This is a genomic window from Rathayibacter sp. VKM Ac-2804, from assembly GCF_009866655.1.
Taxonomy (GTDB): Bacteria; Actinomycetota; Actinomycetes; order Actinomycetales; family Microbacteriaceae; genus Rathayibacter.
In genome coordinates this window covers 2598798-2613315 of record NZ_CP047420.1, presented here as the reverse complement: position 1 = coordinate 2613315, position 14518 = coordinate 2598798, and the positions used below count along the sequence as shown (strand labels likewise).

Below are 14518 nucleotides of genomic sequence, written 5' to 3'. Positions count from 1 at the left end.
GGGGGTCCTTCCGGGTGCCGGAGGTCTGCCGGTGCCGCACCCGGCCGGACCGGGGCCGCCGCGCGCCGTCGGTAGGCTGGGGTGCCGCATCCGGCGGCGCCGAAACGGAGGTCATCGTGTCCGGTGGAGACATCGCAGGGCTCATCGCCGCGGGGGTGTTCGCGATCCTCGTCGCCGTCGCCGCGATCCCGCTCTGGAAGCTCGGACGGGTCTTCGACAGCACGAGCGAGGCGATCAAGCAGGCCAGCGACGGCCTGACCCCGATCCTCGACGAGTCGGCGTCGACGCTGCACGAGGCGAACCAGCAGCTGGCCCGCGTCGACACCATCACGAAGGACGTGGCCGAGGTCACCGGCAACGTGAACGCGCTCGTCGCCCTGACCGCGGCGACCATCGGCGGCCCGCTGATCAAGCTCGCCGGCTTCACCGCCGGGGTCCGCGCCGTCCTCGTCGCCGGCCGCACGGCCGACAAGGCGGGTGCCGCGGTCGGACGCGGCGCCGCGCGCCGCTCTCGGCGCACCCGCAGGTCGTCCTCGAAGTAGGCCGCCGCTCGCGCCCTACAATCGAGGGGGTCGTCGCGCCCTCGGGCCGACCGCCGTGTGGAACGCAAAGCTGTGTGGGAGGAAACGCCGTGAAGAACATCGTGCTGATCGTCATCGGGATCGGTCTCGGCTTCGCCGTCGCGCACCAGGTGGCCCGCACCGAGGCGGGCGCCCGGCTCTTCGAGGATCTCAACCGCACGGCGAAGGAGCTCGGCGACGCCGTCTCCGAGGGCTATCACCAGCGCGAGGCCGAGCTCAAGGCCGCCATCGGCGAGGGCTGACGCCCCGCCTCGCCCGAAAGACCCTGCAGGCCCGACAGGCCCCGCAGGCCCGACAGACACCCGCGTCGATCCGATCGACCGAAACGTAACGGAACCCATGCAGACCGCAGACATCCGCAACCGCTGGCTCGACTTCTTCGGAAGCCGCGGGCACACCGTGGTCCCCTCCGCCTCGCTCGTCAGCGACGACCCGAGCCTCCTCTTCACCGTCGCCGGCATGGTGCCGTTCGTCCCCTACCTCACCGGGGTCGTGCCCGCGCCGTACAGCCGCGCGACCAGCGTGCAGAAGTGCATCCGCACGAACGACATCGAGGAGGTCGGCAAGACCCCCCGCCACGGCACGTTCTTCCAGATGAACGGCAACTTCTCCTTCGGCGACTACTTCAAGGAGGGGGCGATCGGCTACGCCTGGGAGCTCCTCACCGGCAGTGAGAGCGACGGGAACCTCGGCTTCGACGAGAAGGACCTCTGGGTCACCGTCTACAAGGACGACGACGAGGCCATCGCGCTCTGGAAGAGGATCGCCGGCCTGCCCGACGAGCGGATCCAGCGCCTCGACAAGGACACCAACTACTGGTCCACCGGCCAGCCCGGCCCCGCCGGCCCCTGCTCCGAGATCTTCTTCGACCGCGGTCCCGCCTACGGCATCGACGGCGGCCCCGCCACCGACGACGACCGCTACGTCGAGATCTGGAACCTCGTCTTCATGCAGTACCTGCGCGGGCAGGGCACCAGCAAGGTCGACTTCGACATACTCGGCGAGCTGCCGAGCAGGAACATCGACACCGGCATGGGCCTCGAGCGCGTCGCGTTCCTCAAGCAGGGCGTCGAGAACATGTACGAGATCGACCAGGTGCGCCCGGTCCTCGACCGCGCCGCCGAGCTGTCGGGCCGCCGCTACGGCGCCGTGCACGAGGACGACGTGCGGATGCGCGTCATCGCCGACCACGTGCGCTCGTCGCTGATGCTGCTCTCCGACGGCGTGACGCCGTCGAACGAGGGCCGCGGCTACATCCTGCGCCGCCTGATGCGCCGCACCGTCCGCGCGATGCGCCTCCTCGGCGTCGACACCGCGACCTTCCCCGAGCTGTTCACCGCCTCGCGCGACGCGATGGCGTCGGCCTACCCCGAGGTCTCCACCGAGTTCGAGCGCCTCTCCACCAGCGCCTACGGCGAGGAGGAGGCGTTCCTGCGAACCCTCGCGGCCGGCACCGAGATCCTCGACCTCGCCGTGCTGAAGACCAAGAAGGCGGAGGCGGCGACGCTGCCCGGCGACACCGCCTTCCTCCTGCACGACACCTTCGGCTTCCCGATCGACCTCACCCTCGAGATCGCCGAGGAGTCCGGGCTCAGCGTCGACCGCGAGGCGTTCGACTCCCTGATGACGGCGCAGCGCACGCGCGCGAAGGCCGACGCGAAGTCGAAGAAGAACGCCCTCGCCGACCTCTCCGTCTACGCCGACTTCCGCGCCAAGGGCGAGACGCTCTTCACCGGCTACGACGTGCTCGACACGGAGTCCCGGATCCTCGGCCTCATCGTCGGCGGGCACGCGGTGCAGAAGGCGGTCGCCGGCGACATCGCCGAGGTGATCCTCGAGGCCACCTCGCTCTACGCGGAGTCGGGCGGCCAGGAGGCCGACGCCGGCCGCATCGTCGGCAACGGCTTCGACCTCGAGGTCCTCGACGTGCAGAAGCCCGTCAAGGGCCTGATCAGCCACAAGGTCCAGGTCGCGAGCGGCGAGGTCGGGGTCGGCGACGCCGCCACCTCCGTCGTCGACCGCGACTGGCGCCGCGGCGCCCGCCAGGCGCACTCCGGCACCCACCTCATCCACGCGGCGCTGCGCCAGGTGCTCGGCCCGCAGGCGCACCAGTCCGGCTCGTTCAACAAGGCCGGCTACCTGCGCCTCGACTTCTCCTGGAACCAGGCGCTCTCGCTCGAGACCCGCAGCGAGATCGAGGACATCGCCAACGGCGCGATCCGCGACAACCTCGAGGTCGTCACCCGCGAGCTCCCGCTCGACGAGGCCAAGGCGCTCGGCGCCATGGCGCTCTTCGGCGAGAAGTACGGCGAGGTCGTCCGCGTCGTCGACATCGGCGGCCCCTGGTCGCGCGAGCTGTGCGCCGGCACCCACGTCGGCACCTCGGCCGAGATCGGGCTGATCAGCCTGATCAGCGAGTCGTCGGTCGGCTCGACCAACCGCCGCGTCGAGTCGCTCGTCGGCCGCGAGGCGCTGAGCGAGCTCGTCGCCGAGCGCGCGCTGGTCAGCACCATCTCGTCCTCGCTCAAGACGCCGCGCGAGCAGCTGCCGGACCGCATCGCCGAGCTGGTCGCGAGCCTCAAGGCCGCCGAGAAGCGGATCGCCGGCTTCGAGGCCCGCGCCCTGGCCGAGCGCGTCCCCGCCATCGCCGCCACGAAGCGCTCGATCAACGGCGTCACGATCGTCGCCGAGAACGTCGGCACGGCCGGCTCCGGCGACGAGCTGCGCTCGCTCGTGATCTCGGTGCGCGAGCGCCTCGGCCAGGAGGCGGCCGTCGTCGCCCTCGCGGCCGACGTCGCCGGCAAGCCCGCCGTCATCGTCGCGACCACCCCCGCCGCCCGCGAGCTCGGCCGGAAGGCGGGCGTGCTCGCCCGTCGGGCCGCCGGGATCCTCGGCGGCGGCGGAGGCGGCAAGGACGACCTCGCCCAGGGCGGCGGCTCGGACGTGTCCGCCATCGGCGCCGCGCTGGACGCCGTCGTCGAGGAGGCGACCCGCTAGATGGAGAGGTTCGGCGTCCGGCTCGGCATCGATGTGGGCCGCTCCCGCATCGGTGTCGCGCGCTGCGACGCCGACGGCCTCCTCGCCGTGCCGGTGGAGACGGTCGCGCGCGTCGCGGAGGCGCCGGACGGCGCCGACGTCGCCCGGATCGCGGCCCTCGCCGCCGAGTTCGGTGCGACGGCGATCGTCGTCGGCCTCCCGCTGTCGCTGTCGGGGGCCGAGACGGCCTCGACGGACGACGCCCGCGCCTTCGCGGCGCGCCTCGCCTCCGCCGTCCCGACCGCCCCGGTGCGGCTCGTGGACGAGCGGCTCTCGACGGTGAGCGCCCAGAGCGCGCTGCACCGCTCGGGACGCAGCACCCGCGGCTCCCGCGCCGTGATCGACCAGGTCGCCGCCGTGGTGATCCTGCAGCACGCCATCGATTCCGAGCGCTCGTCCGGTTCCCCCGCCGGGTCAGCGCTCGAACCGAACGAAGGACGACCCACCCGTGACCGACGTCCCCCCGAGCCGCCGCGCCGCCCGCGCAGCCGAGGCCGATCAGCAGAGTCAGCTCCCGCACAGCCCGGAGCAGCGCCCCGCCTCTGAGGCGGAGCACGACCCTCTCGACCACCTGTTCGCCGGCCCCGAGGTCGGCGCCCCGCGCGACCGCGGCGAGTCCGTCGCCGCCGCGCATCCCGACGCCGCCGCCTCGACGCGCCGGCGCCGCAAGAAGCGCGACAGCACGCCCCGCCGCAGTCATCGCGGACTGATCGGCGGGCTCCTCGCCTTCGGCGTCTTCGTGGCCCTCGTCGCGATCGCCGTGACGATCTTCGTCGAGCCGGTCCGCGCGCTCTTCGCGGAGCCGGAGCCGACCGACTTCACCGGCACCGGCACGAGCGAGGTCGTCTTCACCATCCACCAGGGCGACGGCGGCAGCACCATCGCGGAGAACCTGGTCGCGGACGGCGTCATCAAGTCCTACACGCCGTTCTACGAGCTGCTGCTCGCGGAGAACCCCGAGCCCGTCTTCCAGCCGGGCGCCTACTCGCTCAAAGCCGAGATGAGCGCGAAGGCGGCGCTGTCCGCGCTGCTCGACTCCGAGTCGACCCGGCTGGCGAACACCTTCGTCATCCCCGAGGGCACCTCGCTCACGGGTGCGCTGCCCCTGATCGCGGACGGCTCGGGCGTCGCGCTCGCCGATCTCGAGGCCGCCGCCGCGGACTGGGGCTCCTACGGACTCCCCGCCGAGGCGACCAGCCTGGAGGGCTTCCTCTTCCCGGCGACGTACGACATCGACCCGGGCACCTCGGCGCACGACATCCTGCAGACGCTCGTGAACCGGATGTACCAGTCGCTCGACGCGGCGGGCGTGCCGGTCGAGAACCGCTACCGCACCGTCGTCTTCGCCTCGCTCGTGCAGCGCGAGGCGCGCGTCGCCGAGGACTTCCCGAAGGTCGCGCGCGTGTTCCAGAACCGCCTCGACCAGGGCTGGCGCCTGCAGTCGGACGCGACCGTCGCCTACGGCACCGGAGCCACCGACCGGGTGACCACGACCGACGCTGAGCGCAACGACGCGAACAACGTCTACAACACCTACCAGCGCGACGGTCTGCCGCCCGCGCCGATCTCGAACCCGGGCGACGTCGCCATCCAGGCCGTGCTGCAGCCCGCGGACGGCACCTGGCTCTACTTCGTGACGGTGAACCTCGAGACCGGCGAGACGGTCTACTCGACGACCGACGCCGAGCACAACGCCGCGGTGGCGCAGTGGCAGGCGTGGATGCGGGACCACCCGGAGTACCAGTGACCGCGGAGTCGGCGCCGGGCGGGCGCCGGCTGGCGGTGCTCGGCTCGCCGATCGCGCACTCGCGCTCACCCGAGCTGCACGCGGCGGCCTACCGGGTGCTCGGGCTCGACTGGAGCTACACCGCGGTCGAGGCGACGGAGGCGACGCTCGCCGCGGTCGTCGCCGATCCGGTCGCGCTCTGGCACGGCCTGTCGCTGACGATGCCGCTCAAGCACGCGGTGCGGCCGCTGCTCGCCGAGGAGGACCTGGTCGCCCGGGCGACCGGCGCCGTCAACACGGTGCTGCTCGACCGCTCCGCCGACGTGCCGAGGCTGCGCGGCTTCAACACCGACGTGGCCGGGATCGTCCGAGCGCTCGGCGAGGCGGGGGTGCACTCGGCCGAGCGCGTCGAGATCCTCGGGGGAGGGGCGACCGCCGCCTCCGCCCTCGCCGCAGCGGCCGAGCTCGGGGCCGCGCGGGTGACGGTGACGCTCCGCTCGCCGGAGAAGGCCGCTCCGCTCGCCGCGATCGCGGCCGCCGTCGGCGTCGCCCTCGACGTCCGCCCGTTCTCGGAGTGGGACGGCACGGACGCCGCACCGCTGCTCGTCTCGACGCTGCCGGGCGGCGCCTCCGCCGAGCTGGTCGTGCCCGACGCCGTCGTGGCGGGCTCGACCCTCTTCGACGTCGCCTATTCGCCCTGGCCCAGCCCGCTCGCGGTGCGCTGGGGCGCGGCCGGCTCGCCGGTGGTCTCGGGCCTCGGCATGCTGCTGCACCAGGCGCTCCTGCAGGTGCGGGTCTTCGTCGGCGGCGACCCGGCCGTGCCGCTGGCGGAGGAGGACGCCGTGCTCGCGGCGATGCGCGCGACTCTCCCGGCGGACTCCGCCCTCTGAGCCTGCGAGGCGCGAGTCCGGTGGGAGGCGTGTGCGAGAATCGGAGGATGCTCCGTTGGCTCACGGCCGGGGAATCCCACGGTCCCGAACTCGTCGCCGTCCTCGAAGGACTGCCGGCGGGTGTCCCCGTCTCCCTCGACGACGTCCGCGCCGACCTCGCCCGGCGCAAGCTCGGCTACGGTCGCGGCGCCCGGATGAAGTTCGAGCAGGACGAGCTGAACGTCTCGTCCGGCATCCGCCACGGCGCCACCACGGGCGGCCCGATCGCGCTGCGCATCGGCAACACCGAGTGGTCGCGCTGGGTCGACGTGATGGCGGCCGAGCCGCGCGACCCCGAGACGCTGCCCAAGGGCCGCGGCGCCGCGCTCACCCGCCCGCGCCCGGGTCACGCCGACCTGGTCGGCATGCAGAAGTACGGCTTCGAGGAGTCGCGCAACGTCCTCGAGCGCGCCTCGGCCCGTGAGACGGCCGCCCGCGTCGCGCTCGGCGCCGTCGCCCGCCGCTTCCTCGGCGAGCTCGGCATCACCCTCGTCAGCCACACCCTCGCGATCGGCCCGGTCCGCGTGCCGGAGGGCTCGGCCCTGCCGACCCCCGCCGACGTCGACGCGCTGGACGCCGATCCGCTGCGCTGCCACGACGCCACGACCAGCGCCCTGATGGTGGCCGAGGTCGACCGTGCGCACGACGACGGCGACACCCTCGGCGGCGTCGTCGAGGTGCTCGCCTACGACCTGCCGCCGGGGCTCGGCTCCTACGTGCACTGGGACCGCCGGCTCGACGCGCAGCTGGCCGCCGCGCTGATGGGCATCCAGGCCATCAAGGGCGTCGAGGTCGGCGACGGCTTCCTCACCACCACCCGCCGCGGCTCCGAGGCGCACGACGAGCTCTTCGTCGCCGAAGGCGGCATCGGCCGCTCGAGCGATCGCGCCGGCGGCACCGAGGGCGGCATGAGCACGGGCACGGTCCTGCGCGTCCGCGCCGGCATGAAGCCGATCGCCACCGTCCCGCACGCGCTGCGCACGGTCGACGTCGCGACCGGTGAGGCGGCCGGCGCGCACCACCAGCGCTCCGACGTCTGCGCGGTGCCCGCCTCGGGCGTCGTCGCGGAGGCGATGGTCGCCCTGGTGCTCGCGAACGCCGTGCTGGAGAAGTTCGGCGGCGACAGCGTCACCGAGACCCGCCGCAACCTGCGGGGCTACCTCGACGCGATCCCGGAGGAGCTGCGCACGCTCGCCGCCAGCGATCCGGCGCTCGGTCTCGTCTGATGCCCGAGCACCTACCGGGCCGGGCCCGCTGATGGCGGGTCACGATACCGGCGCGGCCCGAGCCCGTGTCGTCCTGATCGGCCCGATGGGGGCCGGCAAGACGACCATCGGCAAGCGGGTCGCGAAGGCCCTCGCGGCCGAGTTCGTCGACTCCGACGCCGAGTTCGTGCGCAGGCACGGTCCGATCGCCGCGTACTTCGACCTGCACGGCGAGGCGTCCTTCCGCGTGGAAGAGCGCCGGGTCGTCGAGCAGGCCGTCCGCCGCGGCGTCGTGCTGAGCCTGGGCGGGGGAGCGGTGCTGGACGAGGGCACCCGCGCGGATCTGGCCGGCGTCCCCGTCGTCCTGCTGACCACGACCGCCGAGGCCGTGCGCGACCGGCTCGGCTCCGGCCGCCCCCTGGTGCGCGGCGGTGTCGCGGACTGGACGCGGATCTTCGAATCGCGGCGGGCGGTCTACGAGTCCCTCGCCGACACCGTCGTCGACTCCTCGCGCCGGCCGATCACGACCCTCGCCGCGGAGGTGACCGCCTGGGTGCGCGAGCGCGAGGCGGCCACCGGCGACCCCGGTCCCGCACCCGCCGCCACTGAACCGACCAGCACCAGCACGACCGACTCCACCAGAACCACCGAAGCCACCAGCACCACAGAACCGGCGGCCCCCACCGGCCGCCCGACCGGAAGAAGAGCATGAACGACGGCGCCACCGCCCTCACCGTCACGGGAGAGAACGGCTACGACATCACGGTCGGCCGCGGCCTCCTCGACGGCCTCGCCGACGCGATCGGCCCGCGCGCGGCCAAGGTGCTGATCGTGCACCCGCCGACCCTCGCGGTCCTGGCCGCCGAGATCCGCGAGAGCCTCCTCGAGCGCTACGAGGTGCTGCTCGCCGAGGTGCCCGACGCCGAGGCCGCCAAGCGCGTCGAGGTCGCCGCCTTCTGCTGGCAGGTGATGGGGCAGTCCGACTTCACCCGCACCGACGCGGTCGTCGGCTTCGGCGGCGGCGCGATCACCGACCTGGCCGGCTTCGTCGCCGCGACCTGGCTCCGCGGGGTGGATCTCGTGCAGGTCCCGACCACGGTGCTGGGCATGGTCGACGCGGCCGTGGGCGGCAAGACCGGCATCAATACGGCCGAGGGCAAGAACCTGGTCGGCGCCTTCCACGCGCCCCGCGCCGTCGTCGCCGACCTCGACGTGCTGACGAGCCTGCCGCGCAACGAGATCCTGGCCGGCTTCGGCGAGATCGTGAAGTACGGCATGATCGCCGAGCCGCGGATCCTGGACATCATCGAGTCGGACGTGGACCTGGCGACCGACCCGACGTCGGAGGAGTTCCGCAGCCTGGTCGAGCTGTCGATCGGCATCAAGGCGCGCGTCGTGAGCGAGGACTTCACCGAGAAGGGCCTCCGTGAGATCCTGAACTACGGGCACACCCTCGGCCACGCGGTCGAGCACGCCGAGCGCTACCAGTGGCGCCACGGCGCGGCGGTCTCGGTCGGCATGATGTTCGCCGCCGAGCTGTCACGGCTCACCGGCTCGCTCAGCGACGCGGTCGTCGATCGCCAGCGCAGCGTCCTCGAGTCGCTGACGCTGCCGACGAGCTACCCGCTCGGCCGCTGGGAGACGCTGCTCGCCGCGATGCAGCGCGACAAGAAGTCGCGCGCGGGGATGCTCCGCTTCGTGGTGCTCGACGATCTCGCGCGCCCGAGCATCCTGCAGGGACCGGAGACGTCGCTGCTGTTCGCGGCGTACCAGGAGATCGGCGCGTAGCAGCGCCGCGCGGGGTCAGCCCCGCCGGTCGTCCGCCCCGCGGTCGCCGGTGAGCGCGGCCTCGCGGGCGCGGGCGTGCTCCTCGGCGCTGATCGTGCCGGCGGCGCGCAGGCGGTCGAGCTCGGCCAGCCGGTCGGTGAGCGAGGACCCCGCCGGCCCGACGCCGTGCCGGAGGTAGCGGGCGGCCATGTCGGTCTGCATCGTGGTCGGGTCGACGCCGAGCTGCTTCGCCCGGCGGGCGTTGCGGACGATCAGCACGATCACCAGGACGAAGACGGCCACGATGACGATCGGGACGATCACGAAGACGGCGGAGTACCACGGCGGCACGACGATCTGATTCGGGATGGTCGGGGTGAAGAAGTCGGAGCGGGCCGCCGCGGAGACGATCCCGGAGTGAGCGGTGCTGAGGGTCATGCGACCTCCTCGGTCGTGGGCGTCCCTCCAGTCTGCTCCGGGCGCCCGTGGACCGCATCGTCCGGCCGGGGGAGGCCGCCCGGCCGCCTGCGGGCCGGACCGACTACACTCGATGGGTTGGCCGGATCGGCCGATCAGCAGACTTCCACGAAACGGATCCCCCTTCGCATGGCCTCTACCACCGACATCAAGAACGGCACCGTCCTCAGCATCGACGGTCAGCTCTGGAACGTCATCGACTTCCAGCACGTGAAGCCGGGCAAGGGCGGCGCGTTCGTGCGCACCAAGATGAAGAACGTGCTGACGGGCAAGGTCGTCGACAAGACCTTCAACGCCGGCGCCAAGATCGACACGGCCAACGTCGACCGTCGCGACTTCCAGTACCTCTACCGCGACGGCGCGGACTTCGTCTTCATGGACACCTCGGACTACGACCAGATCACTGTCCCCGAGGCCGTCGTCGGCGACGCGGCGAACTTCATGCTCGAGAACCAGAACCTGACCCTCGCGCTGCACGACGGCGACCCGCTCTACGTCGAGCTCCCCGCCTCCGTCGTGCTCGAGATCACCTACACCGAGCCGGGCCTGCAGGGCGACCGCTCGACCGGCGGCACCAAGCCCGCGACCGTCGAGACCGGCTACCAGATCCAGGTCCCGCTCTTCCTCGAGCAGGGCACCAAGGTCAAGGTCGACACCCGCACGGGCGACTACCTCGGCCGCGTCAGCTGAGCCGGGGCTCCCGTGAGTGCTCGGACGAAGGCGCGCAAGCGCGCCCTCGACATCATCTACAACGCCGACGTCCGGCAGATCTCCTTCTCGGAGTCGCTGCGCTCGGAGGCCGAGCGGGCCGCGAACGAGCCGGCGCGCGAGGCCTCCTGGCTGTACGCCCGCGAGATCGTCGACGGGGTCATCGACAACGCGGACGAGATCGACGCGTTGATCGCGCAGCTCGCGAAGGGCTGGACGCTGTCGCGCATGCCGCTGGTCGACCGCGCGATCCTCCGGATCGGCGTCTGGGAGATCCTGCACAACGACGCGGTCCCGGACGGCGTCGCGATCTCCGAGGCCGTCGAGGCGGCGACCCTGCTGTCGACCGACGACTCGGCCGGCTTCATCAACGGCCTGCTCGCCTCCGTCGCCGAGTCGCGCGCGACGGCCTGAACCGGGTACGGAACAGGGGCGGCCGGCCCTTGCTGATCGAGTAGCCCGCACCGCGGGCGCATCGAGACCCTCCGTCGCTGGCGCATGCGGCCGCAGACCGCGCGTGCCGACGGTGGCGGGTCTCGAGACGCCGTCCTGCGGACGGCTCCTCGACCAGGATGCTGCTGCGGCCGGGCGGGAGCAGGCGGACCCCTATACTCGGGGAGGCATTTCCTTTAAGGCCGTCCAGAGAGACGGGGAAGGAGGTCGGTGTGACGGCACGAATCGTGCTCAGCAGCGCTGACATCACGCGCGCTCTGACGCGCATCGCTCACGAGATCCTCGAGTCGAATCGGGGCGCGGAGTCGCTGGTGATCCTCGGGATCCCGACCCGCGGAGTCGCGCTCGCGCGGCGGATCGCCGACACGATCGCCAGGATCGAGCCCGGGGCCGCCCCGGTGTTCTCCGGCTCGCTCGACGTGACGATGTACCGCGACGACCTCGCCCACCACCCGACGCGGACGCCCGCGCGCACCGCCGTCCCGGCGAGCATCGACGGCCGCACGGTCGTCCTCGTCGACGACGTGCTCTTCTCCGGCCGCACCATCCGCGCGGCCCTCGACGCGCTCAGCGACATCGGCCGCCCGCGCGCCGTCCGGCTCGCCGCCCTGGTCGACCGCGGCCACCGCGAGCTGCCGATCCGCGCGGACTTCGTCGGCAAGAACCTGCCCAGCAGCCTCAGCGAGCGGATCAACGTCCGCCTGGTCGAGACCGACGGCGAGGACCTGGTCGCGATCGAGACCGTCGCGATCGAGTCCGCACCGGACGGGGGCACCCGATGAGGCACCTGCTCTCCACTCGCGACCTCGACCGCGCCACCGCGATCGGCCTCCTCGACATCGCCGAGGACATGTCGGACGTGCAGAACCGCGAGGTCAAGAAGCTGCCGACCCTGCGCGGGAAGACCGTGGTCAACCTCTTCTTCGAGGACTCCACCCGCACCCGCATCTCGTTCGAGGCGGCGGCGAAGCGGCTCTCGGCCGACGTCATCAACTTCAGCGCCAAGGGCTCCAGCGTCTCGAAGGGCGAGAGCCTCAAGGACACCGCGCAGACCCTCGCGGCGATGGGCGCCGACGGCGTCGTGATCCGCCACCACGCCTCCGGCGCCCCGGCGGTGCTCGCGGCGAGCGGCTGGATCGACGCCGCCATCCTCAACGCCGGCGACGGCACGCACGAGCATCCGACCCAGGCGCTGCTCGACGCCTTCACCATCCGCCGCCGGCTGCACGGCGCGTCCGCCTCCCGCGGCAAGAGCCTCGACGGCGTCGCGGTGACGATCGTCGGCGACATCCTGCACTCGCGCGTGGCCCGCTCCAACGTCTGGCTGCTGACCGCGCTCGGCGCGGAGGTCACCCTCGTCGCCCCGCCCACGCTCGTCCCCGTCGACACGCTCGACTGGCCGGCCACGATCCGCTTCGACCTCGACGACGCGATCGACTCCGGGCTGCCCGACGTGGTGATGCTGCTGCGCATCCAGCTCGAGCGGATGTCGAGCGGCTTCTTCCCCAACGGCCGCGAGTACGCGCGCATCTGGGGCCTGGACGACGAGCGGCTCGCCCGCCTCGGCCCGGATACCATCGTGATGCACCCCGGACCCATGAACAGGGGCGTCGAGATCTCCTCGGCCGCCGCCGATTCGAGCCGCTCCACGGTGCTCGAGCAGGTCGCGAACGGGGTGTCCGTGCGGATGGCGGCGCTGTACCTGCTGCTGTCCGGTGAAAGGGAGGTCCTGTGATGACCGGTACGAGGATCCTCCTCTCGGGCGCGACGCTCGCCGACGAGTCGACGGCCGACGTCCTGATCGACGGCGGGACGATCGTCGAGATCGGCACCGATGTCGACTCGAGCGGCGCTCGCGTGATCGACGCCGACGGGCTCCTGGCGCTGCCGGGCCTCGTCGACCTGCACACCCACCTCCGCGAGCCCGGCTTCGAGCAGAGCGAGACCGTGCTGACCGGCACGCGCGCCGCGGCCGCGGGCGGCTTCACCGCGGTCTTCGCGATGGCCAACACCTCGCCGGTGCAGGACACGGCCGGCGTCGTCGAGCAGGTGCAGAGCCTCGGCGAGGACGCCGGCTACGCGACCGTCCGCCCGATCGGCGCCGTCACCGTGGGCCTCGCGGGGGAGTCGCTCGCCGAGCTCGGCGCGATGGCCCGCAGCCGGGCGGCGGTGCGCGTGTTCTCGGACGACGGCAAGTGCGTCTCGGACGCCCTGCTGATGCGCCGCGCGCTCGAGTACGTGAAGGCCTTCGACGGCGTCGTCGCCCAGCACGCGCAGGAGCCGCGGCTCACCGTCGGCGCGCAGATGAACGAGGGCGCCGTCTCCAGCGCCCTCGGGCTGCAGGGCTGGCCGGCCGTGGCGGAGGAGGCGATCATCGCCCGTGACGTGCTGCTGGCCGAGCACGTCGGCTCGCGCCTGCACGTCTGCCACGTCTCCACCGCCGGCTCCGTCGACGTGATCCGCTGGGCCAAGGCCCGCGGCATCGATGTGACGGCCGAGGTCACCCCGCACCACCTGCTCCTCTCCGAGCAGCTGATCGCCGGGGTGGACGGCGCGGCCGGCTACGACGCCCGCTTCAAGGTCAACCCGCCGCTGCGCCGCGACGAGGACGTGCTCGCCCTCCGCGAGGCCCTCGCCGACGGCACGATCGACATCGTGGCCACCGACCATGCCCCGCACCCGGTCGAGGCGAAGGACTGCGAGTGGGACGCCGCCGCGTTCGGCATGGTCGGCCTCGAGAGCGCCCTGAGCGTCGTGCACGCCGCGGTGGTCGAGGACGGCCGGCTGAGCTGGGCCGACGTCGCCCGCGTGCTCTCCTCCGCCCCCGCGCGGATCGGCCGGCTGGACGGCTACCAGCACGGCCTCGCCGTGGGCGCCGCCGCCAACGTCGTGCTCTACGACACCGAGGTGCGCCGCCGCTTCTCCACCGAGGACCTGCGCGGGCGCAGCACCAACTCGCCCTACCTCGGTCGCGAGCTGCCGGGCCGCGTCGTCGCGACGCTGCACCGGGGCGTCCCCACGGTTCTCGACGGCGAGCTCGTCGACGCGGCCACCGTCGCCGCGGCAGCGAGGGTCGCCCGTGGATAGGACCGCCATCGCGCTCGTCATCGCCGCGGTCGTCGCGCTCGTCTTCCTCGGGATGGCGCTGTCCTGGCGCGCGCGCCGGCGCCGCTCGGCCGCCCTCGCGCCCGAGGCCGTGCCCGCCGCGTCGCTCGGCGCCGAGCGCGAGGCCGTCGAGCTGCCCTACGTCGCGACCACCCGCTTCGAGCAGCCGCTCGAGCGCGTGGTGCTGCCGGGCCTCGGCTTCCGCGGCCGGGCGACGCTCCGGCTGCACGAGCGCGGCGTCGTGATCGCCCCGGTCGGCGAGCGCGAGACCGTGATCCCCGCGGCGCTCCTGCGCGGCGCCGGCGAGGGCTCCTACGCCATCGACCGCGTCGTCGAGGAGGGCGGGCTGCTCGTGCTCTCCTGGTCGCCCCGCGGCGACGAGGTCGTGGACAGCTACCTCCGCGTGGCCGACCCGGCGCTCCGACGACGCCTGATCGACGAGCTCCAGCGGCTCGCCGGCCCCGATTCCTCCCCCTCCCACCCCGGATCCGCCGACGGCGGCTCCGACTCGACCCAGAAGGGCTCCTAGTC

15 protein-coding genes and 1 pseudogene are annotated in these 14518 nt (G+C 72.9%); 15 read left to right on the top strand and 1 reads right to left on the bottom strand.

Features of this window, described 5'->3' with window-relative positions; all coding sequences use genetic code 11:
• The first annotated feature begins 116 nt into the window (after positions 1–116).
• The 9 genes and pseudogenes from GTU73_RS12280 (at position 117) to aroB (ending at position 9265) form a co-directional block, all read left to right on the top strand.
• Positions 117–542 (top strand): DUF948 domain-containing protein, encoded by a 426-nt coding sequence (locus tag GTU73_RS12280; RefSeq protein ID WP_160089870.1) that lies wholly within the window; start codon positions 117–119, stop codon positions 540–542.
• Positions 543–631: 89 nt separating this feature from the next.
• Complete coding sequence (locus tag GTU73_RS12275; protein ID WP_123446208.1) at positions 632–823, top strand: hypothetical protein; 192 nt, start codon at positions 632–634, stop codon at positions 821–823.
• 97 nt (positions 824–920) lie between these two features.
• Positions 921–3578, top strand: coding sequence for an alanine--tRNA ligase (alaS, locus tag GTU73_RS12270; protein WP_160089868.1), 2658 nt, complete (start codon positions 921–923; stop codon positions 3576–3578).
• Positions 3579–4040 (top strand): annotated as a pseudogene (gene ruvX, locus GTU73_RS12265) (Holliday junction resolvase RuvX); the annotation flags it as partial.
• Positions 4041–4065: 25 nt separating this feature from the next.
• Positions 4066–5364 (top strand): endolytic transglycosylase MltG, encoded by a 1299-nt coding sequence (mltG, locus tag GTU73_RS19070; RefSeq protein WP_160089864.1) that lies wholly within the window; start codon positions 4066–4068, stop codon positions 5362–5364.
• Positions 5361–6233, top strand: coding sequence for a shikimate dehydrogenase (locus tag GTU73_RS12255; protein ID WP_208543662.1), 873 nt, complete (start codon positions 5361–5363; stop codon positions 6231–6233). The genes mltG and GTU73_RS12255 overlap by 4 nt, the downstream gene beginning before the upstream one ends.
• A gap of 47 nt (positions 6234–6280) precedes the next feature.
• Positions 6281–7498 carry a chorismate synthase gene (gene aroC / locus GTU73_RS12250; RefSeq protein ID WP_160089862.1) on the top strand — a complete coding sequence of 406 codons (1218 nt, stop codon included), beginning with the start codon at positions 6281–6283 and terminating at the stop codon, positions 7496–7498.
• A gap of 31 nt (positions 7499–7529) precedes the next feature.
• A complete protein-coding gene (locus GTU73_RS12245) occupies positions 7530–8189 on the top strand; it encodes a shikimate kinase (protein WP_160089860.1) in 660 nt (219 codons plus the stop codon).
• A complete protein-coding gene (aroB, locus tag GTU73_RS12240; protein WP_160089858.1) occupies positions 8186–9265 on the top strand; it encodes a 3-dehydroquinate synthase in 1080 nt (359 codons plus the stop codon). Before GTU73_RS12245 ends, aroB begins: the two co-directional genes overlap by 4 nt.
• Positions 9266–9280: 15 nt before the next feature.
• On the opposite strand, the gene GTU73_RS12235 is transcribed toward aroB, so the two are convergent.
• Positions 9281–9682, bottom strand: coding sequence for a hypothetical protein (locus GTU73_RS12235; RefSeq protein WP_160089856.1), 402 nt, complete (start codon positions 9680–9682; stop codon positions 9281–9283).
• A 168-nt stretch (positions 9683–9850) separates the two neighbouring features.
• Here GTU73_RS12235 and efp point away from each other — a divergent pair, with 168 nt between their 5' ends.
• From efp to GTU73_RS12205, 6 genes are all read left to right on the top strand, one after another.
• On the top strand, positions 9851–10411 hold the full coding sequence (efp, locus tag GTU73_RS12230; RefSeq protein WP_123446216.1) for an elongation factor P: 561 nt from the start codon (positions 9851–9853) through the stop codon (positions 10409–10411).
• Between the two features lie 12 nt (positions 10412–10423).
• Complete coding sequence (gene nusB / locus GTU73_RS12225; RefSeq protein WP_160089854.1) at positions 10424–10843, top strand: transcription antitermination factor NusB; 420 nt, start codon at positions 10424–10426, stop codon at positions 10841–10843.
• A 251-nt stretch (positions 10844–11094) separates the two neighbouring features.
• The gene (gene pyrR, locus GTU73_RS12220; protein WP_160089852.1) at positions 11095–11664 is read left to right on the top strand and encodes a bifunctional pyr operon transcriptional regulator/uracil phosphoribosyltransferase PyrR; all 570 of its coding nucleotides are present in this window, start codon (positions 11095–11097) and stop codon (positions 11662–11664) included.
• A complete protein-coding gene (locus GTU73_RS12215; protein ID WP_160089850.1) occupies positions 11661–12617 on the top strand; it encodes an aspartate carbamoyltransferase catalytic subunit in 957 nt (318 codons plus the stop codon). The genes pyrR and GTU73_RS12215 overlap by 4 nt, the downstream gene beginning before the upstream one ends.
• Entirely contained in the window at positions 12617–13969 is a 1353-nt protein-coding gene (locus tag GTU73_RS12210) for a dihydroorotase (RefSeq protein ID WP_160089848.1), read from the top strand. The genes GTU73_RS12215 and GTU73_RS12210 overlap by 1 nt, the downstream gene beginning before the upstream one ends.
• Positions 13962–14516, top strand: a complete 555-nt coding sequence (locus tag GTU73_RS12205; RefSeq protein ID WP_160089846.1) for a hypothetical protein — start codon at positions 13962–13964, stop codon at positions 14514–14516. The genes GTU73_RS12210 and GTU73_RS12205 overlap by 8 nt, the downstream gene beginning before the upstream one ends.
• Positions 14517–14518 lie beyond the last annotated feature (2 nt).